Annotated in this window: 22 protein-coding genes; 12 read left to right on the top strand and 10 right to left on the bottom strand. The window is 68.7% G+C overall.

Going from position 1 to position 23,266, the window contains the following annotated elements:
* Positions 1 to 9: 9 nt before the first annotated feature.
* Positions 10 to 522 carry a GtrA family protein gene (locus tag AB0H50_RS03600; RefSeq protein ID WP_357446109.1) on the bottom strand — a complete coding sequence of 171 codons (513 nt, stop codon included), beginning with the start codon at positions 520 to 522 and terminating at the stop codon, positions 10 to 12.
* Positions 523 to 899: 377 nt separating this feature from the next.
* On the opposite strand from AB0H50_RS03600, the gene AB0H50_RS03595 reads away from it, so the two are divergent.
* The 8 genes from AB0H50_RS03595 (at position 900) to AB0H50_RS03560 (ending at position 7,622) form a co-directional block, all read left to right on the top strand.
* On the top strand, positions 900 to 1,646 hold the full coding sequence (locus AB0H50_RS03595; RefSeq protein WP_357447250.1) for a DivIVA domain-containing protein: 747 nt from the start codon (positions 900 to 902) through the stop codon (positions 1,644 to 1,646).
* A 164-nt stretch (positions 1,647 to 1,810) separates the two neighbouring features.
* Positions 1,811 to 2,437: a DUF177 domain-containing protein gene (locus AB0H50_RS03590; RefSeq protein WP_357447248.1), complete on the top strand. Its 627-nt coding sequence runs from the start codon at positions 1,811 to 1,813 to the stop codon at positions 2,435 to 2,437.
* 54 nt (positions 2,438 to 2,491) lie between these two features.
* Entirely contained in the window at positions 2,492 to 2,674 is a 183-nt protein-coding gene (gene rpmF, locus AB0H50_RS03585) for a 50S ribosomal protein L32 (protein WP_014987105.1), read from the top strand.
* Between the two features lie 22 nt (positions 2,675 to 2,696).
* Positions 2,697 to 3,419, top strand: a complete 723-nt coding sequence (gene rnc, locus AB0H50_RS03580) for a ribonuclease III (protein WP_357446106.1) — start codon at positions 2,697 to 2,699, stop codon at positions 3,417 to 3,419.
* A gap of 1 nt (position 3,420) precedes the next feature.
* Positions 3,421 to 4,281 carry a bifunctional DNA-formamidopyrimidine glycosylase/DNA-(apurinic or apyrimidinic site) lyase gene (mutM, locus tag AB0H50_RS03575; protein WP_357446103.1) on the top strand — a complete coding sequence of 287 codons (861 nt, stop codon included), beginning with the start codon at positions 3,421 to 3,423 and terminating at the stop codon, positions 4,279 to 4,281.
* A gap of 63 nt (positions 4,282 to 4,344) precedes the next feature.
* Positions 4,345 to 4,926, top strand: coding sequence for a dihydrofolate reductase family protein (locus AB0H50_RS03570; protein WP_357446100.1), 582 nt, complete (start codon positions 4,345 to 4,347; stop codon positions 4,924 to 4,926).
* Between the two features lie 4 nt (positions 4,927 to 4,930).
* A complete protein-coding gene (locus AB0H50_RS03565) occupies positions 4,931 to 5,986 on the top strand; it encodes a PHP domain-containing protein (protein WP_357446097.1) in 1,056 nt (351 codons plus the stop codon).
* Positions 5,987 to 6,104: 118 nt separating this feature from the next.
* Entirely contained in the window at positions 6,105 to 7,622 is a 1,518-nt protein-coding gene (locus tag AB0H50_RS03560; RefSeq protein WP_357446095.1) for a substrate-binding domain-containing protein, read from the top strand.
* 16 nt (positions 7,623 to 7,638) lie between these two features.
* Here the strand turns inward: AB0H50_RS03560 and AB0H50_RS03555 are convergent, their stop codons facing one another.
* The 4 genes from AB0H50_RS03555 to AB0H50_RS03540 form a co-directional block, all read right to left on the bottom strand.
* Positions 7,639 to 7,824 carry a hypothetical protein gene (locus AB0H50_RS03555; RefSeq protein WP_357446092.1) on the bottom strand — a complete coding sequence of 62 codons (186 nt, stop codon included), beginning with the start codon at positions 7,822 to 7,824 and terminating at the stop codon, positions 7,639 to 7,641.
* A 68-nt stretch (positions 7,825 to 7,892) separates the two neighbouring features.
* A complete protein-coding gene (locus tag AB0H50_RS03550; RefSeq protein WP_357447246.1) occupies positions 7,893 to 9,950 on the bottom strand; it encodes a glycogen debranching N-terminal domain-containing protein in 2,058 nt (685 codons plus the stop codon).
* A gap of 74 nt (positions 9,951 to 10,024) precedes the next feature.
* Positions 10,025 to 11,119, bottom strand: coding sequence for a glycosyltransferase family 4 protein (locus tag AB0H50_RS03545; protein WP_357447243.1), 1,095 nt, complete (start codon positions 11,117 to 11,119; stop codon positions 10,025 to 10,027).
* A gap of 384 nt (positions 11,120 to 11,503) precedes the next feature.
* The gene (locus AB0H50_RS03540) at positions 11,504 to 12,592 is read right to left on the bottom strand and encodes a winged helix DNA-binding domain-containing protein (RefSeq protein WP_357446089.1); all 1,089 of its coding nucleotides are present in this window, start codon (positions 12,590 to 12,592) and stop codon (positions 11,504 to 11,506) included.
* A gap of 221 nt (positions 12,593 to 12,813) precedes the next feature.
* Here AB0H50_RS03540 and AB0H50_RS03535 point away from each other — a divergent pair, with 221 nt between their 5' ends.
* Positions 12,814 to 13,335, top strand: coding sequence for a hypothetical protein (locus tag AB0H50_RS03535; RefSeq protein ID WP_357446086.1), 522 nt, complete (start codon positions 12,814 to 12,816; stop codon positions 13,333 to 13,335).
* Positions 13,336 to 13,444: 109 nt separating this feature from the next.
* On the opposite strand, the gene AB0H50_RS03530 is transcribed toward AB0H50_RS03535, so the two are convergent.
* Genes AB0H50_RS03530 through AB0H50_RS03510 form a run of 5 tightly spaced genes read right to left on the bottom strand, consistent with a single transcriptional unit; the run spans position 13,445 to position 18,365 of the window.
* Positions 13,445 to 14,329 (bottom strand): potassium-transporting ATPase subunit C, encoded by an 885-nt coding sequence (locus AB0H50_RS03530; RefSeq protein ID WP_357446083.1) that lies wholly within the window; start codon positions 14,327 to 14,329, stop codon positions 13,445 to 13,447.
* A gap of 1 nt (position 14,330) precedes the next feature.
* Positions 14,331 to 16,484: a potassium-transporting ATPase subunit KdpB gene (gene kdpB, locus AB0H50_RS03525; protein WP_357446080.1), complete on the bottom strand. Its 2,154-nt coding sequence runs from the start codon at positions 16,482 to 16,484 to the stop codon at positions 14,331 to 14,333.
* A gap of 1 nt (position 16,485) precedes the next feature.
* Positions 16,486 to 18,156, bottom strand: coding sequence for a potassium-transporting ATPase subunit KdpA (kdpA, locus tag AB0H50_RS03520; protein ID WP_357446077.1), 1,671 nt, complete (start codon positions 18,154 to 18,156; stop codon positions 16,486 to 16,488).
* Positions 18,157 to 18,243, bottom strand: coding sequence for a potassium-transporting ATPase subunit F (locus AB0H50_RS03515; protein ID WP_067782076.1), 87 nt, complete (start codon positions 18,241 to 18,243; stop codon positions 18,157 to 18,159).
* Entirely contained in the window at positions 18,240 to 18,365 is a 126-nt protein-coding gene (locus AB0H50_RS03510; protein ID WP_357446074.1) for a hypothetical protein, read from the bottom strand. The genes AB0H50_RS03515 and AB0H50_RS03510 overlap by 4 nt, the downstream gene beginning before the upstream one ends.
* Positions 18,366 to 18,620: 255 nt before the next feature.
* Here AB0H50_RS03510 and AB0H50_RS03505 point away from each other — a divergent pair, with 255 nt between their 5' ends.
* The 3 genes from AB0H50_RS03505 (at position 18,621) to AB0H50_RS03495 (ending at position 23,249) form a co-directional block, all read left to right on the top strand.
* On the top strand, positions 18,621 to 20,093 hold the full coding sequence (locus AB0H50_RS03505; RefSeq protein WP_357446071.1) for a serine/threonine-protein kinase: 1,473 nt from the start codon (positions 18,621 to 18,623) through the stop codon (positions 20,091 to 20,093).
* Between the two features lie 178 nt (positions 20,094 to 20,271).
* Positions 20,272 to 20,430: a hypothetical protein gene (locus tag AB0H50_RS03500; protein ID WP_357446069.1), complete on the top strand. Its 159-nt coding sequence runs from the start codon at positions 20,272 to 20,274 to the stop codon at positions 20,428 to 20,430.
* Between the two features lie 71 nt (positions 20,431 to 20,501).
* Entirely contained in the window at positions 20,502 to 23,249 is a 2,748-nt protein-coding gene (locus AB0H50_RS03495) for a sensor histidine kinase KdpD (protein WP_357446066.1), read from the top strand.
* Positions 23,250 to 23,266 lie beyond the last annotated feature (17 nt).

Below are 23,266 nucleotides of genomic sequence, written 5' to 3'. Positions count from 1 at the left end.
AGGGTGTTGTCAGAACACCAGGCCGCGCAGGGCGAGGAAGCGCATGCCGCCGACCGCGGCGGTGATGGCGAGGACGGCCGCCGCCTGGGCGGCGTCGCCGAGGCCGGGGGCCCACAGCTCGAGCGCGGCCAGCGCCGCGGTGGTGATGGCGAGGCCGACCAGGGCGAGTCCGCCGCCCTCCCATTGCGCGGTGAACCAGCCGACCCGGCCCGCGGCGTGGAAGGTGAGCTGGCGGTGCAGCTCGTTGGCGATGATCGTGCTGACCACCGAACCGGCGATGTTGGCCATGATCGGGCCGACGCCGTGCATGGTGAAGAAGAGCAGGACGTAGGCGACGTTGCTGGAACCGCCGACCAGCGCGAAACGAATGAGCTGGGCGAAGGCGCGATCGCCGCGCAGGTACTGCAGAAACTGCCCGAATCGGGCGACCGACTCCGGGCGCACCGTGGGGTACGGGAAGGCCCACGGCGTGTAGACGCCGACGGGCACCACTGCCGAGCGTGGTACTTCCAGAACCGTCATTGCTCTTCCGATCCAACCCGAGCCTCGGAAGGGACAACAGCGGCGGTTGCCGCTTTCCTCCCGGGCCATGCTGTTCCTTGTGTTCAGTATGTACTGAACATCTGAAACAGGTCAACCGCTCGGTAAGGCGTCCACTCCGTCGGCCTCCTCGGTCCCACAGTTCCCGTGTGGCCCTGCGGTCCCCTTAAGAAGATCTTGCCGAGACCCTCTGAAGAAAAATGTAGCACGAAGTGGAGGGTCATCCTCCACTTGATTTTGTGGTGTACGAGACACTGCGACGACACACCGATAAGGGGCTCGGCATACGCCGTGATGGGGGGCACACTGGGCTCGGCGGAAAGTTTCGCCCGATTCAGCAGGAGAGCGGGGTAGTGAGCATGTATCGCGTATTCGAGGCACTCGACGAGCTGGTGGCAATCGTCGAGGAGGCGCGCGGCATCCCGCCGACCCGCAGCTGCATCGTGCCGCGTGGGGACGTGCTCGAACTGCTCGACGACGTGCGCGATGCGCTGCCCGGCGAACTCGACGACGCCCAGGACGTACTCGACCATCGCGACAAGATCGTCTCCGACGCTCGCTCGGCCGCCGAGATCACCGTGACCTCCGCCAACGAACAGGCCGAGCAGACCATCGGCTCGGCGCGCGAGGAGGCCGACCGCATCCTCGCCGACGCGAAGGCGCACGCGGACCGGATGGTGGCCGAGGCCAGCGCGCACGCCGACCATTTGGTCGCGGCCGCGCAGGAAGAGGCCGATCGCGTCGTAGCCGACGGCAACGCCGAGTTCGAGGCGGTGACCGGCCGGGCGCGCGCCGAGTCGGAGCGCATGATCGAGGCGGGCAAGGCGTCCTACGAACGCTCGGTGGCCGAAGGGCGCGCCGAGCAGGAGCGCCTGGTGGCCCAGACCGAAGTGGTCCGGGCGGCGCACGTCGAGTCCGCGCGCGTCATCGACCGCGCGCACGCGGAGGCCGACCGGATGCGCGACGAGTGCGACCACTATGTGGATTCGACGCTCGCCCAGTTCGAGGAGACGCTGAACAGCACGTTGCGCACCGTCGGCCGCGGGCGGCACCAGCTGCGCAGCGGTGCGGGAGCGCCTGACTACGCGGCGGAATTCCGCCGCTGACCGGGCGCGGCCCCGTTCGCCGCGACCGCCGTTTCTGCCGATGCGCGCCGTCCGGCCGGTGCGCCGGCCTGTGTCGCAGCGCCGCCTGCGTTTTGAGGTTCGGCCGACATCTCGCGTATTGTTGAGTGGTTGCCCATTTCCCTTCGATCGTGAGTGAGTTCGTGATGCCCGCCGGTTCCGGTTCTGCGTCGCGTCCCCGTGCGGCCTCGCGCCGCAAGACGGACGCGGGTTTCGTGCTGGACATCCGCAGCCTGGGGCGCCGCCCCGGGACGATGCGGGAGCTGCAGCGCACGGTCACCACCGCCGAGAAGATCGGGTTGGACCTGATCTGCATCCCGGAGGGGTCCGAGGTCGAACTCGACCTGCAACTGCAAGCGGTGTCCGAGGGTGTGCTGGTCACCGGAACGGTGATCGCGCCGACGGCGGGGGAGTGCTCGCGCTGCCTCGAACCGTTCACCGACGACGTCCGCCTCCGTCTCACGGAGCTGTTCGCCTACCCCGACAGCACCACCGAGCAGACCACCGAGGACGACGAGATCTACCGGATGGACGACGATCTCATCGACCTCGAACCGGTGGTCATCGACGCCATCGGGTTGGAGCTGCCTTTGCAGCCGCTGTGCACACCGGACTGCGCCGGGCTGTGCCCGGAATGCGGCGTGCGGATGGCGATTGCGGGTTCCGGCCATCGGCATGAGATACTTGACCCTCGCTGGGCCGGGCTGGCGAACTTCGCCACCGAATCGCCCGGCAACGGCAGTCCCGACGCGGACGCCGACCCAGAACGATAAACGCAAGACCGTCAGCCGAACCGGCAGAGCAATTAGGACAGAGGAGAGTTAGTCGTGGCCGTTCCCAAGCGCCGGATGTCCCGTTCCAACACCAGGTCGCGGCGCAGCCAGTGGAAGGCCACCGCGCCGACCCTGATCACCTGCCCGAACCGCGCCTGCGGCGAGAAGACCCTGCCGCACATCGCATGCCCGTCCTGCGGCACCTACAAGGGCCGCCAGGTCACCGCCGCCGTCTGACAGTTCGACCTGTCGTATCGACGTGACCGTCAGCAAGGACGAAGCCGGCTCGTCCGGTGAACACGCCAGCCTGCTCGAAGCCCTCGGCGTCGACGTGCGACCGGATCTGCTGCGCCTCGCGCTGACGCACCGGTCGTACGCCTACGAGAACGGCGGGCTACCGACCAACGAGCGCCTGGAATTCCTCGGCGACTCCGTGCTCGGCCTCAGCATCACCGAGCGGCTGTACCACGAGCACCCGGACAAGTCCGAGGGCGAACTGGCCAAGCTGCGGGCGAGCGTGGTGAACATGCACGCGCTCGCCGAGGTGGCGCGCGCGCTCGGCGAGGGTGGACTCGGCGTGCACCTGCTGCTGGGCAAGGGCGAAGAGCTCACCGGCGGCCGGGACAAGCCGAGCATCCTCGCCGACGGCATGGAGTCACTGCTCGGCGCGGTCCACCTGCAACACGGCATCGACGTGGCGCGCGGTGTGGTGCTGCGGCTGTTCGCCGAGTTGCTCGAGCGTGGCCCCCGCATGGGTGCCGGCCTCGACTGGAAGACCAGCCTGCAGGAGCTCACCGCGGAACGCGGTCTGGGCGTGCCCAGTTACGAGATCACCTCGACGGGCCCCGACCACGACAAGGAATTCACCGCGACCACGGTGATCGGTGGCCGTGCCTACGGGCAGGGCGTCGGCCGGTCCAAGAAGGAAGCGGAGCAGAAGGCCGCGGGCGCCGCCTATCAGGCATTGACCGCCGAAGCCTGACGTGCCGGAGCTCCCCGAGGTCGAGGTCGTCCGGCGCGGACTCGCCGATCATGTCGTCGGCCGCACGATCGAATCGGTGACCGTCACGCACCCACGATCGGTACGTCGTCACCTCGAGGGCGCGGCCGATCTCGCGGCGCGCATGGCCGGGCAGCGGGTGGCGGCGGCCGAGCGGCGCGGCAAATATCTCTGGCTCACCTTCGACGACGGCGACGACGCGCTGGTCGTGCATCTCGGCATGAGCGGCCAGATGCTGGTGCGGTCCGCCGACGCCCCGCTGGAGAAGCACACGCATATCCAGGCGACCCTGCAGGACGGCACGCAGCTCCGCTTCGTCGACCAGCGCACCTTCGGCGGCTGGGCGCTCGCCCCGCTGGTCGAGGTCGACGGCACGCCGGTGCCCGAGCCGGTCGCACATATCGCCCGTGATCCGCTGGACCCGCGCTTCGACCGGGAAGCGGCGGTGGCCGCGATCCGGGCCAAGCAGTCCGAGATCAAGCGAGTGCTGCTCGACCAGTCGGTGATCTCCGGCATCGGCAACATCTACGCCGACGAGTCGCTCTGGCGCGCTCGGATCCACGGCACTCGCCTCGCCTCCGGACTGACTCGGCCCGTGCTACGCGAACTGCTCGACGCGGTCGCCGCCGTGATGGGCGAGGCGCTCGCCGTGGGCGGCACCTCATTCGACGCGCTCTATGTCGACGTCAACGGCGAATCCGGCTACTTCGAACGCGCACTCGCCGTCTACGGCAGGGAAGACGAGCCGTGCCGCCGCTGCGGCGCGCCCGTGGTGCGTGAGCGATTCATGAACCGTTCTTCCTACTCCTGCCCGCGCTGCCAGCCGAAGCCGCGCCGCCGCTGACTCGAGCGAGCTACGGTTTCCTCATGCAGTCCGGGACATCCCCCGGTCGTGGAGGAAGGACATATGCGCAAGCTCACCTACTACGTAGCGTCGACGATCGACGGTTTCATCGCCACCGAGGACGGGTCGGTCGACTTCTTCCCGGTCGGCGGCGACCACGGCCCGGCGATCACCGCGCAGTATCCCGAGACCCTGCCGACCAAGGTGCGGGAGGCACGGGGCATCGACAAGCGCAATGCCAACTTCGACACGGTGCTGATGGGCCGCAAGACGCACGATTTCGGCGTGCGCACCGGCACCTCGAGCCCGTACGCGCATCTGCGGCAGTTCGTGGTCTCCACGACCCTGCCGGAGAGCCCGGATCCCGCCGTCGAGCTGATCTCGCACGATCCGCTGGAGCGGGTGCGAGAACTCAAGCGGGACAAGGGACTCGGTATCTGGCTGTGCGGCGGCGGCGAGCTGGCCCAAGTACTGCTTCCCGAGATCGACCAGATCTTCCTGAAGCTGTATCCGATCGTGCTCGGCCGCGGCCGCTCGCTGTTCGGCTCCGGACCCCGGCTGCCGGAAGCGGCCCGGTTCCGCGTGATCACCAGCCGGGTGTTCGAGGACGGGGTGGCATTCGTGAAGTACAGCAGGATTCGATAGCCGCGTGACCGACGCCGATCGGATCGCCGAACCGGACGGGGCGGGCGCGCCCGGTCCGGTGGAAGCGTTGCGCGAGATCGGCTTCTGGCTGGAGCGCGGGCGCGCACAGACCCACCGGGTCAAGGCCTACCGCCGCGCCGCCGAGGTGGTGGCGGGACTCTCGCCGGACGAACTCGCCGCGTACCAGGCGGGAGACATCTGGCAGGACCTGTCCGGCATCGGCCCGAAGACCGCCGCCGTCATCACGCAGGCCTGCGCGGGACAGGTCCCCGACTATCTGGCCGACCTGCGCCGCGCCGCGCAGCCCATCGGCGCGCCGGGCAAGCCGCTGCGTCAACGGCTCCGCGGCGACCTGCACACCCATTCGAACTGGTCCGACGGCGGCAGCCCGATCGAGGAGATGATGGGCGTCGCCGCGGCGCTCGGACACGAATACTGCGCGCTCACCGATCATTCGCCGCGTCTGACGGTCGCCAACGGCCTGTCCGCCGAGCGGCTGCGCCGCCAGCTCGACGTGGTGGCCGAGCTGAACGAGCGCTTCGCGCCGTTTCGCATCCTCACCGGCATCGAGGTCGACATACTCGACGACGGCGCCCTCGACCAGGAGGCCGACCTGCTCGCCGAGCTGGACATCGTGGTGGCCAGCGTGCATTCGCACCTGCGCGCGGACAGCGCGACCATGACCAAGCGCATGGTCTACGCGGTGGCGAACCCGAATGTGGACGTGCTCGGCCACTGCACCGGCCGACTGGTCGCAGGCGTCCGCGGTAACCGGCCGGAATCGACCTTCGACGCCGAACTGGTCTTCGAGGCGTGCAAGAAGTACGGCACCGCGGTGGAGATCAACTCCCGACCGGAGCGTCTCGACCCGCCCTCTCGGTTGCTGCGGCTGGCGGTGGAGATCGGGTGTCACTTCTCCGTCGACACCGACGCGCACGCCCCCGGCCAATTGGATTGGCAGGGTTACGGTTGCGAACGCGCCGTCGCCAACGGCGTCGACCCGGATCGGGTGATCAACACCTGGCCGGTGGACGATCTGCTGGCTTGGACCGCGTCGTGATCGTTCCCGAGGTGGTCGGGCAGTGAACGGTCGGCGAACATTCGGCGTCCGCGCCCGCGAAATGGGTCCGCGCCCAGGACAATAGGCCCACATCGACATCCTGGGGGTGGGGTAACCGTTGGGGGACTTCTCGCTCGACACCGCGCTCGCGCTCATCGGTATCGCGGTACCGCTCGGCGCCTTCCTGTGGGAGTTCGTCTTCGTGGGCCGCAGGCGGCTCGGCTACCGCGTGCAGATGGACACTCCCGTCACAGGCGAGATCGAATCGGTGTTCCCCGGTGTGCTGGGGAACCTGCACCCGAACGCCGGGAACTCCGGCCCCGAGCTGCGCGATCTGTCGGTGGTGCTGGTGCGCATCGAGAACAGCGGCAACACCGCGATCACGGCGTCCGACTACCTGGCTCCCACCGCGCGCATCGGCCTGCACCTGCACTTCCCGCGGCGCAGGGTGCTCGGCATGGCGGTGACTGAGCTGAGCGATCCCGACCTGGCCGAAAGCCTCGGTCCCACTTCGGGTATCACCGTCAGGGAGGACACCGGTGGGCACATCGGCGTCATCGATCTGCCGAAGGTCCCGCTGACCAGGAAGCATCACTACAAGATTCTGGCGATTCTGCAGCAATCCGAAGCCGGTGGCACCGAGGAGGAGCGCAAGCCGGTGCTGCGCGGCGAGATTCGCGGCGGGCGCGTCGTCGCGACGCGCAGCCAGACCGGAATCTCGCGGGTCATGCTGGTGCTCACCACATTTCTGGTGCTGGTGATCATCGGGCAGTTCGTCGTCGCCGCGTTGCGGCCGCCTGCACCGTTGGACTGTGCCGCGGGCAAGCTCACCCTGGTCGGCTCCTCGGCGTTCGAGCCGGTCGTCCGCGACGCGGCGACGCAGTACGAGAAGCGCTGTACCGGAGCCGAGTTCGCCTTCGACTTCCAAGGCACCGAACGAGGTCTCGATCGGTTGGCCGAATCCGGGCCGACCGGCGAACTCCTCGCCTTCAGCGACGGCGCGAAGGGCCCGGGTTACCCAGCGCTGCAACCACGTCCGCTCGCGGTGTCCTTGTTCGCCGTCTTCGTGCACAAGGGCCTCGGCATCACCGATCTCACCGTCGCCCAGATCAGGGACATCTACCAGGGGCGGATCACCAACTGGCGACAAGTCGGCGGACCGGACCTGCCGGTCGTGCTCATCGATCGGGCGCCGGGATCCGGCACCCGGGTGATCTTCGAGAAGGCGCTGCTCGGCGGTGAGCAACCCGCTCGCCCGCACCGCAGCTGCACCGCCATCAAGGACACCGCGGGCACCTACTGCGACGTGCCGGTCACCAAGGACATGCACAAGGCCGTCGACGACCTTCCCGGCGCGATCGGCTACGGCGAGCTCTCCGAGGCCCGCAGGGCCGAGATGCGCGTCGTCACGCTCGGCGGCGTCGCGCCGGGCAGACAGGCCGCGATCGATCGCTCCTATCCCTTCTGGGGCATCGAATACGCCTACGCCAACGGCGATCTCCCCGGCGGTTCGCTCGCGGCGAGCTTCCTGCACTACCTCACCGCGAACGTGGGCGCGGAAGTGCTGCGCGCGCACGGCAACGAGCCGTGTGCGAGCGAGCTCATCGAACCAAGTCGCTGCGCACCGGCGTCATGAGCGGTCGCGCAGGCGGTCAGTGCGCCTCGGAGTGGCCGAAACAGTAGGCCGCGGCGGCCAGGTACTGGCGACAGTCGGGTCCGTGCCCGGCGTGGACGCTGCGCAGGAACAGCGCTAGGTCCAGGTTCAGGTCCGTTGGCTCGATCCCGCAGTCTCTGTGCTGAGTGCTCCACAGGTCGCGCTTGTCCAGCGATGTCTGCATCGTGCACCTCCAGCCCACGTCGGCGCAGGGTGCCCGATTCCCGTGCGCGGGCGGTTATCGCGAGCGTTTCATAGAGTGACCAGCTGCCAATCGTCGGGCAGTCGAGCCGAGAGCACCTGGTTTCCTTCCGCTTCCAGATCGACGCTGATGTCGCCGAGTCGCAGCGCGGTGAGCGTCACCCTGCCCCAGACATGGGGCAGCCGCGGCCGCACGGTCAGCGTCCTTTGGGGCACATCGGGATTCAGCCCGAGGAAGGCCCGCACCAGTAACAGCGGTGCGGCGCTCGCCCACGCCTGCGGCGAACAGGACGTGGGGTAGGGCACCGGGACGGCGAACCGGGAGCGCGGGAAGCCGCAGAACAGCTCGGGCAGGCGCCCGTCGAAAGCCGCTGCCGCGTCCAGCAATCCGGTGGCCAGCCGGGTCGCCAGCTTCGTCGCGCCCGGTACGTGCTCGTAGCGCAGCAGCCCGGCCACGGCGATCGCGGTGTCGTGCGGCCACACCGAGCCGCAGTGATAGCTCATCGGGTTGTAGGCGCCCATGTTGGCCGCCAGTGTGCGCAACCCGAATCCGGTGTCCATCTCCTCCTTGGCCAGCTGACGCACCAGTTCCTCGGCGTGCTCGTCGCTGGCGATACCCGCCCAGAGACAGTGCGCCGCATTGCTGGTCAGCGCGTCGACGTGCCGCTTGGTGCCGTCCAAAGCGACCGCGTACCAGCCGCGGTCCGGCATCCAGAACTGTTCGGTGAACTTGCCGCGCAGTTCGGCCGCCCGCTCGCGCAGGCGCGCGGCCAGGCGCTGCTCGTCGAAGGCATCGGCCAGCTCCGCCCTGGCGAGCAGGGCCGCGTGCACGTAGCCCTGCACCTCGCACAGCGCGACCGGCGCCTCGGCGAGATGCCCTCCCGCGTCGTTGATTCCGTCGAAGCTGTCCTTCCAGCCCTGGTTGATCAGGCCGCGGTCGGTGGCGCGGCGGTACTCGACGAAACCGTCGCCGTCGCGGTCGCCGTACTCGGTGATCCACTCCAGTGCCGCGTCTGCGGCGGGGAGCAATTCCTCGATCGCCTGTGGATCCGCGCCCCACCGATGGCATTCGGCGAGCAGCATCACGAACAGCGGTGTGGCGTCCGCGGTTCCGAAGTAGATGTTGCCGCCGAGCACTTGGCCGCCCGAGGGACCGCGCCGCATCTCGTGCATGATCCGCCCCGGCTCCTCCTCGGTGAGCGGATTCACTTCCTGCCCTTGCAGTTCGGCCAGTTGTTGCAGCGTGCCGAGGGCGAGGTCGACGGCGAGCGGCAGCGCCATCCACGCCGTGAGCAGGCTGTCGCGCCCGAACAGCGTCATGAACCACGGCGCACCCGCCGCGACGAACGGCCTGCTTCCGCCGGTGTCGTCGTGGATCTGCAAGGCGCCCAAGTCGCTTTCGGTGCGGCGAAGCACCTGGGTGAGCACCGGGTCCGCCGAGGAGATGTCGGTGGCGGTGTCGCGCCACGCGGCGATCTTGCGGCAGGGCGCGCTGAAGCCGACGTGCTCGCCCGGCGTGATCGGCATCTGCACCTGCTGGTTGCCCAGCGTCGGCTGCGCGATGACCTCGGTCTGCCACTTGCCGCCGACCGGAACGACGACTCGCCACACCAGCGCGCCGGGCAGGACGGTGGGTTCCACGGTGGCCGAGATCGTGATGCCGCGCATCCGGTCCGAGCGATCGTGCAGCAGCAGTTCGCTTTCGGTGACGGTCACGTCCGCGCGCACGTGCCCCGCGCGTCCTTCCTTGACCGCGAACAGATCGACGAAATCCGCATCGACGTGCAGCTCCAGGGTCACCGCGGTGGGTTCGCGGCCCATGTTCTCCAGCGTGAGCAGCTCGTGCATGCCGTCGGCGACGATGCGTTCGCGGACCACCAGCAAGGTGCTGTCGGCCAGCCCGGCATGCGGGGGTCTGCGCATGACGAAGCGCGCGATGAACGCCTCGGGGCTCAGGACCGACAGCGGTTCCGGCGGTCTGCCGTCGACGAGCAGTTCCCACCGTGAAAGAACGCGCGCGTCACGGAAGAACAGCCCGTGTGGGCGGCCGGGCTCGACGTCACCGAGCCGGTTCGACAGGCAGAAGGTGCCACCTTCCACGAGCGTCACCGACCCGGCTCCGCCGAAGCCCGTTGGTTCACCCGAGTTGAGCGGCGTCGGGCCGCTCGCGGCGGATGCTCCTGTCACGCGAGCCTGCTCGCGACCGCTACGTTCGGCGGCGCCTCGGGCAGCCGGGTCGCGACTCGGTTCCTCGGCCGCAGGAGCTTCCAATAGACCTGCTCGTAGCCGCGGCCGAGGCCGTCGGAACCGAAGTTCGCCTCGACATGGGCACGGCACGCCGCCGGATCCATGCTCTGCACTTCGCCGATCGCCGCGGTCAGTTCGGCGGGATCGTCGCAGATGCGACCGGTGACGCCGTCGACGACCACCTCCTCGACCGCACCGCCGCGCAGCGCGACCACCGGGGTGCCGCACACCATCGATTCGATCATCACCATGCCGAAGGGTTCCTCCCAGCGGATCGGGAACAGCAGGCAGCGCGCACCGGCGAGCAGCTTGCGTTTGGCCTTGGCGTCGGCCATCCCGAAGACGTGATCCCGATCGGTGAGCAGCGGGCGCACCTTCTCTTCGAAGTACGCCAGCTCAGGTGGTTCGCTGCACTTGCCGGCGAGGATGAGTGGAATTCCCACGGAGTGCGCCGCTTCGAGCGCGAGGTGCGGCGCTTTGCATTCGTTGAATCGGCCGAGGAAGAGCGCGTAATCCTCCTTCTCGGTCTGAAATGGCCAGTCCGCCACGTTGATCGCGTTGTGCACCCGCCCGGCCCAGTGCAGATCCGGGGCGAGGACGCGCTGGCGGTCGCTGATCGCGACGAGCGACACTTCGTCGCCGAGCGCCCGGTAGTACTGGTAGCAGTCGTCCTGCACCGGCCCGTGCACGGTCACCACGGTGGGCAGGCCGAGGCCGTAGTACGCCGGTGAGTTGAGAGGGCCGGCGAAGGTGTGGTCGTGCACCAGATCCAGGCCGTAGGTGGCGTGGTGGCGCTCGATCGCCTTTCGTACCTTCAGCGCGTGCATGACCTCGGGGAACGGCTCGCCGAGCCGTTCGGGCAGCGCCCGCTCCCAGAGCGGGACGAAGCGAGCCTTGGTACCCGGCTCGCCGGCGCCGAACAACGTCACATCGTGCCCACGCGTTACCAGCGAATCGACCAGATCGGCGACTACCGCCTCGACGCCGCCGTAAGCCTTCGGCGGCACATCGAAATACGGCGGAACAACCATGGCAATGCGGAAACGGGTACCGGGGTGATCGATCGACAGAAGATCCGAAGCCACACGCTGCGCCGAAACCGGCGCCGAGAACACTGCGCTCATGACCCTCCTTCCAGGGACACAACCATTGCACTCGCATTCACCCAGCACACCGATGCGCCGGGTGCCTAACGTGGTGGCCGCCGCCGGCGGAGGTGGAGCGAGAAACTTCACCGCCGTCCATGGGGCTTGGTTGGCCTGTCACAGTGGAACGTGATCAGGGGAGGCCGAAGGGGTTGTACCTCGTTTGCCCCGGCTCAAACCAATCGGTTGCCAGTAATCTTCTTCGTACTGTTACCGGACCGATAGTCTCTTTTCGAATACACGCGGGTCGTCGGCGATTCTTTCGAATTTCTACCCGCCCTCGACGAAAATTTTTCCGTGTCCGTCGGGTGTCGCGAAGGCCAGCAGACGCACGGCCTCGGCGCGCAGTGCTGCCTCGTCCGCGGCCGAGAGTGGATGCCATGGCGTGATGCGCACGATGTCGTCCTCCAGCGCCCAGCGGCCGTGCACGAAACCGTCGACGAGATACATCGGGACACCGCCGGAGGCCTCCTTCGCCGTGCGCTGGCGATCCTCGTCGCTGATCACCCGGCGGCGGTCCTTGTGGCCGAGCAGCGCGTTGTCGAAGGCGGGCAGGAAGCGCACCGGGACGTCGAGATCCGGGTCGGCCAGCGGCGCGTCCGGCAGGTCGAACAGCACCCGGTGCCGGTCGTCGGTGAAAACCACCAGCTCCGAACGCATTTCGTCGACCACTTCGGCGAGCCGGGTGATGCCGGCCCATGCCTGCATGTCCGCGACGGTCGCCGGGCCGAAGGCGGCGAGGTAGCGCCGGATGAGCTCGGCGGGATCGGGCGCGGCCATCGGCGCGCCGATCCATTCCTCGGCGAGACTGACGGTGACGTAGCGATTGCGCCACCGGCCCCACGCGCCGGTGTCCGCGCCGTGCACCAGCGGGACGAGCAGTTCGACGGTCTCGGCGAGTCTGCGGACGTGCCGGTCCGGGAACCGCTCGGCCAGTAATGCGCCGAAATCGCCGCGGCTCAACTGTTTTCCGGCCAGCATGGCGCGGCCCGCCGCGGCGAGTTCGGCCAGTTCGATGCCTTCGATCTCGTCGCGGTAGTACGCGGCCTTGAGCGCCGCGTCGACCACCGGCTGCACGGTCGGGCGCAGCCAGCGGAAGTCGGCGCTGTCGGCCAGGTGCACGGTGCGGCGAATCATGGTCGAGCGCACCAGCTTCCGATCGCGCAGCAGGGCGGCGAGATCGTCGTGCCGGAACCCGGCCAGGCGCGTCCAGAGGCCGATGTAGGGCCAATTCGGTTCCTGCCCCTGCACCGCGACGAGATGCTTGACGAGCTCGAACGGCGTCAGATCCACCCGCTCCGCCAGCTTCTGGCGCAGCAGCAGAGTCCGGTTCAGCTCGCGTAGCGATAGTTCCGTCATGTCCCCATCCTGGCCGAGACCACCGACAAACCGACCGGACAGTCTGTCAGCTCGGCCGGTCAGACGAACTCGGGGCACCGCGTTCGGGCGCCGTCTCCGCGCCGACAGCCGCCCGCGTCCGGTGACACCGCGCCGCGCAGGCAGGACCGCTCGGTGGCTTGTAGGGTTCATGGTGGGGCCGGAGGGTGTCCGGCGGGATGCGCGGAGAAGGGACAGCGGGGATGTCGGACGCATCGGTCGAGGTGCTGCTTGACGACTTCGAGAACAAGGACAAGTGGGATCTCGCGGGGAGCGGGGCGAGCAAGACGCACCTCACCACGTTCGCGGAGGGCGCGCCGAGCAAGACGCCCGGCGTCTACGCGGACGGCGTCGCGGGTGCGGACCACCGCGCGCTCGTGCTACTGGTCCGTGGGGCGGCCGCCGATCTCGAGATCGAGCTCGTGGCGAAGCCGGGACAATCCTTCTCGATCGCGGGGAAGCTGGCGGTACTGAACCTGTGGGTGCGTTCGCCGCACGCGTCGATCCGGGTGTCCGCCCGCCTCGGCGGCGATCAGGGCGAGAAAGAACTGGTGCTCGGCGCCGTGACAGCCACCGGGGAGTGGCGTCGCCTCGAGCACGAACCGGCGGACGCGATCGCCGACGCCGAGGTGCTCGGCCTGAAGATCCAGCTCACCGAGGTCGTCAAGCGAGAAGGCGAGGTCATGATCCTGCTGGACGACCTGACTGCACGGACCGCGGTGTGACGCAGGGTATTTCGCCCGCTTGACCGCACTGGCGGCCAGCGGACGCCGAAAAGAGGACAGCCCCGGCGCGCAGGCGCGGGGCTGTCCTCGATGAAGGTGAAGCCGAAGCTCAGCCGCGGAGGGGATGGGTGCGGTCCAGGTCGAGATTCAGCTCGACCACGTTGACCCGTGGCTCCCCGAGAATTCCGAGGGTTCTGCCCTCGGTGTGCGTCCCGACCAGCTCGCGCACCTCCGCCTCGGAAACGTTGCGCTCCTTGGCGATCCGCGGCACCTGGATATCCGCGTAGGCGGGGGAGATGTGCGGATCGAGGCCGCTGCCGCTTGCGGTGACCGCGTCGGCGGGGACGACCGGATCGGCGGGGGCGTCGCCGCGGATCGGCACGAGACGGCCGATCGAGTAGTCCACGCCCGGTTCGGCGCACTGGACCCGCACCCCGAGATAGACGTCGAGGAACGGTTCGGCCGGGCACGCCTGGTTCACGCTGATCACCTGCACCGGACGCGAGATCTCGCCGTCGGCATCGCGCGGACCGATCACCGAGAGCACCGCGCCGACACCGTCTTTCGTGCAGAACGGGCGGGAACCATCGACCCCCTCGCGGTCGCCGATCTCCTTGCTTCGCGTGCACACGGCGGTCAGCAGACTCGCGCGCCCCTCGGGGTCGAAGACGTTCCGGTCCACGATGTCCTCGGGTCCCAGATTGCTCGCCGCGGTGGACAACGGGTCGTAGCCGTCGCCCGCGGCGGATGGGCGGCTCTGGAAGTACTGCGCCAGCGCGGCGCCGTCGGAGTCGGTGAAGGACTGGCCGATCAGACTGCTGCCAACCACCTTTCCGTCCGACTCGATCAGCGACCCGTCGGCCTTCTCGTTCAGGCCCGGCAGCTGGCCGATCGCGAAAACTGCCAGCGGATAGACGATTCCGGTGATCGCGGTCAGCACCAGCAGGGCGCGTAGCGCGGCCAGATGTTGACGGATCCAAGTGGACATACGCATATCAGGACATCCCGGGGAGGAGGTGGACGACGAGATCGATGAGCTTGATCCCGAGGAACGGCGCGACGATGCCGCCGAGACCGTAGACGGTCAGGTTGCGGCTCAACAGTTTCGACGCGTGCGACGGGCGGTAGCGCACGCCGCGCAGCGCCAGCGGGATCAGCGCCACGATGACGATCGCGTTGAAGATCACCGCGGACAGGATCGCCGACTGCGGACTGGCCAGCCGCATGATGTCGATCAGGTCCAGGCTGGGATATAGCCCGACGAACAGCGCCGGGATGATGGCGAAGTACTTGGCGATGTCGTTGGCGATGGAGAATGTGGTCAGCGCGCCCCTGGTGATGAGCAGTTGCTTGCCGATCTCCACGATCTCGATGAGTTTGGTCGGGTCGGAGTCGAGATCGACCATGTTGCCGGCTTCTTTGGCCGCGGAGGTGCCGGTGTTCATCGCCACGCCGACATCGGCCTGGGCCAGTGCGGGCGCGTCGTTGGTGCCGTCGCCGGTCATGGCGACCAGCCGCCCGCCGTCCTGTTCCTTCTTGATCAGGGCGAGCTTGTCCTCGGGAGTCGCCTCGGCGAGGAAGTCGTCGACGCCCGCCTCGTCGGCGATCGCCTTGGCGGTCAACGGATTGTCGCCGGTGATCATGACGGTGCGGATGCCCATCCTGCGCATCTCGTCGAAGCGCTCCCGCATGCCGTGCTTCACCACGTCTTTCAGGTGGATCACGCCGAGCAGCCGGGCGACGCCGTCGTTGATCTCGCCGACGACCAGGGGAGTGCCGCCGGAGGCGGAGATTCCGTCCACGGTGACGCCGACCTCGTCGGGCACCGAACCGCCCTTGCCACGCACCCATTCGGTCACCGCGCTCGCCGCGCCCTTGCGCAGCTGATGACCGTCGGCGAGGTCGACGCCCGACATGCGGGTCTGCGCGGTGAATTCCACCCAGGTCGCGCCGGTCAGCTCGCCGGGGGTGCGCTCGCGCTTGCCGTAGGCCTGCTTGGCGTACACCACGATCGAGCGGCCTTCCGGCGTTTCGTCCGCCAGGCTGGACAGCTGCGCGGCGTCGGCCAGCGCATCGGCCGAAATGCCGGGCATCGGAAGGAATTCCGAGGCCTGCCGGTTGCCGAGCGTGATCGTTCCGGTCTTGTCGAGCAGCAGCGTGTTCACATCGCCGGCGGCCTCGACCGCCCGGCCCGACATGGCCAGCACATTGCGCTGCACCAGCCGATCCATGCCCGCGATGCCGATCGCCGACAGCAGCGCGCCGATGGTGGTCGGGATCAGGCAGACGAGCAGCGCGACCATGACGATCCCGGTGATGCCGTCGGCGTTCAGCGCCGTCGTGTCGGGCACGCCGGGGTTGTTCGCCTTCGAGAAGATGGCCAGCGGCTGCAAGGTGACGACGGCGAAAACGAAGATGATCGTGAGCGCGGCGAGCAGAATGTTCAGCGCGATCTCGTTCGGCGTCTTCTGCCTGCTCGCGCCCTCGACCAGGGCGATCATCTTGTCGATGAAACTCTGTCCCGGTTCCTGGGTGACGCGCACGACGATCCGGTCCGAGAGCACGGTGGTGCCGCCGGTCACCGCGGAGCGGTCGCCGCCGGATTCCCGGATGACCGGGGCGGATTCGCCGGTGATGGCCGATTCGTCCACCGAGGCGATGCCTTCCACGACGTCACCGTCGCCGGGGATGACCTGCCCCGCCTCGACCACCACGTGGTCGCCGCGACGCAGTTCCGGTGCGGCGACCAGCTCTTCGACCACCCGCGCGCCGGGCGACCAGTCGACGAGGCGACGCGCCACCGTGTCGGTCTTGGCCTTGCGCAGGGTGTCGGCTTGGGCCTTGCCGCGGCCCTCGGCGACCGCCTCGGCGAGGTTGGCGAACAGCACGGTGAGCCAGAGCCACACCACGATGGCCCAGGCGAACACGCTCGGATCGGCGATCGCGAGCACGGTCGACCAGACGGCGCCGATCTCCACGATCAGCATCACCGGATTGCGCCACAGCGTGCGCGGATCCAGCTTGCGCACGGCGTCGGGCAGCGAGGTCAGCAGCAGCGCGGGGTCGAGCACCCCGCGCGAGACCTTGTGGTCGTGGTGTTCCGGCGTGGATTCGGGCCGGGTAGCCGGTTCTGTTGCGGTACCGATCATGTCAGTGGATTCCCTCGGCGAGCGGCCCGAGCGCGAGCGCGGGCAGGAAGGTGAGCGCGACCAGGATCACGGTCACGCCGACCACCAGCCCGACGAACTGCGGGCGATGGGTCGGCAGCGTGCCGATCGACGCGGGCGTGACGCCCTGTTCGGCGAGTGATCCGGCCAGCGCGAGCACGAAGACGATCGGCAGAAACCGTCCGAGCACCATGGCGAGACCGAGCGCGGTGTTGTACCACTCGGTATTGCCGGTGAGACCCGCGAACGCCGAGCCGTTGTTGTTGGCGGCGGAGGTGAACGCGTACAGCACCTCCGACAGGCCGTGCGGTCCGCCGTTCAGCATGCTCGCGCGTTGCCCGGGCAGCGCTATGGCGATCGCGGTGAACGTCAGCACCAGCAGCGGGCTGATGAGGAAATACGAAGCGGCCAGCTTGATTTCGCGCGGCGTGATCTTCTTGCCCAGGTACTCCGGCGTGCGTCCGACCATCAGACCGGCGACGAAGACGGTGATCACCGCGAGGATCAGCATGCCGTACAGGCCGGAGCCGACGCCGCCCGGCGCGACCTCGCCGAGCTGCATGTCGAACATCGTCATCATGCCGCCGAGGCTGGTGTAGGAATCGTGGAACGAGTCCACGGCGCCGGTGGAGGTGAGCGTCGTCGATGCCGCGAAGGTGGCCGAATTCGACACGCCGAAGCGGGTTTCCACGCCCTCGGTGGCGGCGCCGATGGCCGTCGGCACGGTTCCGTGGTGCTGCAGCTGAAAGAGGTTGGTCAGCGCGATGCTGGTCAGGGCGATGGTGCCCATGACGGCCACGATCGCGTAGCCCTGCTTGGGGCTGCCCACCATACGGCCGAAGGTGCGCGGCAGCGAGAAGGCGATGACCAGGATCAGGAAGATCTCGATCCAGTTCGTCCAGGTCGTCGGATTCTCGAAGGGGTGCGCCGAGTTGGCGTTGTAGAAGCCGCCGCCGTTGGTGCCGAGTTCCTTGATGACCTCCTGGCTCGCGATCGGGCCGCCGGTGATCGTCTGCTGCGCGCCCGCGACGGTCTCGGCGACCTGGTCGTGGAGCTGGAAGTTCTGGATCACGCCGCCCGCGACGAGCACGATCGCGAACACGAACGCGATCGGCAGCAGGATGCGCAGCGTTCCGCGCACCAGGTCGACCCAGAAGTTGCCGAGCTCGCCGGTGTGCTTGCGAGCGAAGCCGCGCACCAGCGCGATCGCGACCGCCATGCCGACGGCCGCCGAGACGAAGTTCTGCACGGCGAGCCCGGCCATCTGCACCAGGTGCCCCTGGGTGGACTCGCCGGAGTAGTTCTGCCAGTTGGTATTCGTCACGAAACTGACCGCCGTGTTCCAGGCGAGCGCCGGGGTCATCTCGGTGGCGGGATCGTTCAGATGCAGCGGCAGCTTGTCCTGGATCAATTGGAAGAAGAACAGGAAGAAGATGCCGACCGCCGAGAACGCGAGCACGCTGCGGGCGTAGACGCCCCAGGTCTGTTCGACCTCGGGTTCCGCGCCGATGGCACGGTAGATCAGGCGCTCCGCGCGGGAGTGCCTGGCGCTGGCGTAGACCCGGTACATATAGTCGCCCAGCGGGACGTGCACCAGGGCCAGCGCGAGGATCAGGGCCGCCACGAAAGCGATCCCCGCGGTTGTCGTGTTCACCTAGAACCTCTCGGGAAACAGCAGGGCCGCGACCATGTAGACGGCGACGAGGACGGCGAGCGCGAGACCGATCAGGTTCGCGGTCACAGCTTCTCCACCCCTCGCTGCACCAGACCCAGCAGTGCGAACACCGCGACCGTGAGCGCCGTGAACACCACGACAGACATGACTTCCAGACCTCCTTGCGGCTCCCAGGATGCGGAGCGCACAGCGAGTACAGCGCCAGTTTGCCGCCGTGACCGCTTCCTTGACGGGTTCTTGGCGCCGCGCGGCGCGGCTTTGACGGTCCGTTAACGGGGCGGGTTGCTCGCAGGTCGCACACGCGCGGGTCCGCGCCCTGCCACACACATCACTTCGACGGGTCAGCCCGTGGCGAATCGGCGCGACCGCGCCTGTTCCGCGGCGAGCCGGAGCAAAAGGTGCGGTAGCGTCTCGGTGTTCGGAGTCGTGCGGAAGGAGCGGGCGTGTTAGGGGTGGGGGCCGACTTTGCCGGATATCAGCTCGAAGGGGTGCTCGGACAGGGCGGAATGGGGACCGTATATCTGGCTCGGCATCCGCGGTTGCCACGCAGTGTCGCGTTGAAGCTGTTGAACCAGCAGGTGTCCACTGATCCGGAGCTGGCTCGGCGGTTCGAGCTGGAGGCCGATGTCGTTGCGCGGCTGGAGCATCCGGGGATCGTCGGGGTGTTCGATCGCGGTGCGGAGCAGGGACATCTGTGGATCGCGATGCAGTACGTTCGCGGCACGGACGCCTCGGTGTGGGATGGTCGAGCGCAGCCGGTGACGACGACTGCCCGGCTGATCGGGGAGACGGCGGCGGCGCTCGACTACGCGCACAGCCGGGCTGTGCTGCACCGTGACGTCAAACCTGCCAACATTCTCTTCGCCGACGCCGCCGCGGGCCGCGAATCACATTCGGTACTCACCGATTTCGGTATCGCCCGGCTCACCGACGCCAACACCAAACTCACCGCCACCGGCACCTTCACCGCCACCATCGCCTACGGATCGCCAGAGCAGCTGTCGGGCGAGGTGGTCGACGAGCGCAGCGACCAGTACTCCTTGGCCTGCACGCTGTTCGCCATCCTCGCCGGACATCCGCCCTATGCGGCGACCAACCCCGGCCAGGTCGTCATGGGCCATCTCTCGAAGCCGGTGCCGCGGCTCACCGCCACGCGCCCGGATCTGCCGCCCGCCGCGGACGCCGTCCTGGCGCGCGCCATGGCCAAGCAGCGTGACGGACGGTTCGGCAGCTGTTCGGAATTCACGACCGCGTTTCGGGATGCGCTCGAGGGCAGGCATGTCGCGATGCCCGCGGCGCCGACGTTGTCGAAGGTACACCCGGTCGAGCCGGCCGCGGATCGGCGACCGGAGCAGTGGGTCGATCCCGCGGCATGGCCGACGCCCGGTGGGCCGGTCCCGATGGCCGGGCCGCACCCGCCGAATCCGCTGGTTGCCGCAGGCGGTTATCACTGGCCGGGCGGGGCCGGACCGCACGGCCGGGCCCCGTCGAAGGCCGCCGCGGTGGTCGCGGGACTGCTCATGACGCTGATCGGGTTGCTCAGTGGCGCCCTCTTCGTCTTGGGCGGGATCGAGACAATCGAAATGATCAGGACCCATTCCAATGGTGCGGCGGAATCGTTCGTCGCGCTCGCGGTCGTCGGCATCGTCACGGTGCTGTCGGGCGGTTCCGGACTGCTGCTGTTCATGGCCACCCAGGTCGGCCGCGTCCTGACGATCGTCTCTTCGGCTATCGCCGTGCTGCTGGCTACCTTCGGTATCGGTGCGGCCATCGTCACGAAGAACGCCGATTCCTTGGGGCCCTCCGTTGTCGGTTTCCTCTTTTTCGGCACTGTGCTCATCTGCGCCTCAGCCCGCTCCACCGGCCGCTGGATCGCCTACCGTGCCGCCCTCCGGAGCGCGGGACGGCGGCGCTGAGGCAAGCCGTCGGGGTTCGGCATCGACCAGAAGGATGGCGTCAAGACCCGAGCCGGGGGTGTCAATAGACCGTAAAGATCCGCGGTGAACGGTGATGGCGGCGGTATTCGTGTAGTGGCCGGCTAGGCGGAGCATCCAGCGCAACCGGTGCCCTGCTCGTTCTGTGGAGAGGATCGACATGTCGACCGTCACCGTCGCGCTGCTGCTCGGCTTCGTGTGCTGCGCGCTGGTTATCCGGGGGTTCGCGCTGCGCGGAGAGGAGGTCCGGCCGCGGCGGGTGACCGTCGGGGGCCGGCGCGTCCGGCCGCGGGACGCCGCGTGGACCGTCGATGTGTGAGGGCCGGTGCAGCGCGCCGCCTGATCAGAGGGATTCGCCGAATGGATGCTCGAACGCGCGATGATGGACACGTGAAGCGCGGTCGACTACGGATCTACCTCGGTGCGGCGCCCGGCGTCGGCAAGACCTACGCCATGCTCGGCGAGGCCCACCGGCGGCTGGAGCGTGGCCGCGACGTGGTGGCGGCGGTGGTGGAGACGCACGGCCGAGCCAAGACCGAGGAGTTGCTGGCGGGTATCGAGCGGATACCGCCGAAGATCGTCGAGTATCGCGGTGCGCGGTTCCCGGAACTGGATGTGGACGCGGTGCTGCGGCGCGCGCCCGCGGTCGTGCTGGTGGACGAACTCGCGCACACCAACACGCCGGGCAGCGACAATCAGAAGCGCTGGCAGGACATCGAGGAGCTGCTCGACGCGGGGATCGACGTCATCTCGACGATGAACGTCCAGCACCTGGAGAGCCTCAACGACGTCGTCGAGCGGATCACCGGAATCCAGCAGCGCGAGACGGTGCCGGACGCCGTCGTGCGCGGCGCGGAACAGGTCGAACTGGTGGACATCACACCGGAAGCGTTGCGGCGCAGGCTTTCCCACGGCAACGTCTACGCGGCCGACAAGGTGGACGCCGCGCTGCGCAACTACTTCCGGCCCGGCAATCTGACCGCGCTGCGCGAACTCGCGCTGCTGTGGCTGGCCGACCAGGTCGACGCCGCGCTGGCGAAATACCGCGCCGACCACCACATCACCGAGCTGTGGGAAGCGCGCGAACGCGTGGTGGTCGCGGTGACCGGCGGGCCGGAGTCGGAGACGATCGTGCGCCGGGCGAGCCGGATCGCGACGAAATCCAGCGCCGATCTCGTCGTCGTGCACGTGGTGCGCGGTGACGGGCTGGCGGGCGTGTCGACCGAGCGGCTCGCTCGGCTGCGCGAACTCGCCGCCAGTCTGGGCGCCTCGCTGCACACCGTCACCGGTGACGACGTGCCAGGCACGCTGCTGGACTTCGCCCGCGAGGTGAACGCGACCCAGCTGGTGCTCGGCACCTCGCGGCGTTCCCGCTGGGCGCGCATCTTCGACGAGGGCATCGGGTCGGCCGTCGTGCAGCGCTCCGGGAAGATCGACGTACACATGGTCACCCACGAGGAGGCCCATCGGGGCGTGCGCTGGCGCGGGCTGGTGCCGCGCCAGCCGGTGCTCGCCTGGCCCGCCGCCATCCTGGTCCCGGTGCTGGTGTGCGTGCTCAGTGCCGCCGTGCTCGACGACCCCCTCCAGCTGGGTGGCCTGAGCGCGGTGTTCTTCATCGGGGTCGTCGCGGTCGCGCTGCTCGGCGGCGTGCTGCCCGCCGCGTTCTCGGCGCTGCTGTCGGGACTGCTGCTGAACTGGTTCTTCACCGATCCGCGCTACAGCCTGACCATCGCGGAACCGGACAACTTCGTCACCGTGGTGGTGATGCTGTTCGTCGCGCTCGCGGTGGCCGCGCTGGTGGACGTCGCCGCCAAGCGAACGAGACAGGCGCGCAAGGCGTCTCGCGAGGCAGAGCTGTTGACCGTGTTCGCCGGTGCGGTATTGCACGGCGCCGATCTGACCGATCTGCTCGATCAGGTGCGTGAGACGTTCGGGCTGCGGGCGGTGAGCTTGGTGTGCACGGGGACCGTCGTCGCACAGGTCGGTGTGGAACCGCCGGAGCGGCCGAGCGCGGCCGACACCGTCATCGAGGCGGGAGACGGCACCAGCCTGCTGTTGCTGGCCGGGCACCTGCTCGACGCGGCTGACCTGCCGGTGCTCAACGCGGTGACCAACCAGGCGGCGGGACTGGTGCGCCAGGCGAAGCTCGCCGAGGAGGCGAGCGCCGCGGCAGCGCTGCTGGAGGCCGACCGATTGCGCCGCGCTCTGCTCTCGGCGGTGAGCCACGATCTGCGGACGCCGCTGGCGGGCGCCAAAGCCGCGGTGTCGAGTCTGCGCAGCGACGACATCGAGTTCGGCCCGGAGGACACCACCGAGTTGCTGGAGACCATCGAGGAATCGGTGGACCAGCTGACCGCACTGGTGGGCAACCTGCTCGACTCCTCGCGACTGGCCGTCGGCGTGGTGAGCCCGCAGCTGCGGCGGGTGTACATGGACGAGGTGGTGCATCGCGCCTTGGTGAGCGTCGGGATGGGGGCGCGCGGACTGCGGCGCGCGGCGATGAATCGGGTGGAGGTGGTCGTCGGCGAGGTGTCGGCGCTGGCCGACGCCGGTCTGCTGGAGCGGGTGCTGGCCAACCTGATCGACAACGCCTTGCGCCACTCGCCGCCCGAAACTCCCGTGCGGGTGACCGCCGAACGCGACGGCGATCACGTCGCGATCGCGGTGGTGGACCGTGGGCCCGGCGTGCCGCCCGGCACGGAGGAGCAGCTCTTCGAGCCGTTCCAGCGGCTGGGCGACCGCGACAACACCACCGGCGTCGGGCTCGGTCTCTCGGTGGTGCGCGGTTTCGTCGAGGCGATGGGTGGCGTCGTACACGCCGAACCCACGCCGGGCGGCGGACTGACGATGCTGGTCGACCTGCCCGCCGCGGATTCGGCCGTCGCCGTGGACGGGGGAGGTGCGGTGTCAGAAGTATCGACCGCCGGCCCCACCCCGGGCGGCGCGGCGAGCGGTGGGGGCCAGGCAAGCCAGGCGTTGGAGCGAACTCGTGATCGCGCGTCGGTGGGCGGGTGGCACGCCACCGCCTCCGGGACTGAGCGCGCGTCGTCCGGCGCGGCTTCGGGAGAGCAGGTCGGCGCGGGGGAAGATGGCAGGAACACTGAGGACTCGGCGCGGGCCGGGGGCGCGCACGAATGACGAGGGCGGTGGAAGGT

This window comes from Nocardia sp. NPDC050793 (genome assembly GCF_040654065.1).
Taxonomy (GTDB): domain Bacteria; phylum Actinomycetota; class Actinomycetes; order Mycobacteriales; family Mycobacteriaceae; genus Nocardia.
Note: the sequence above shows the minus strand (reverse complement) of the source record. Positions and strands in the feature narration are given on the sequence as shown.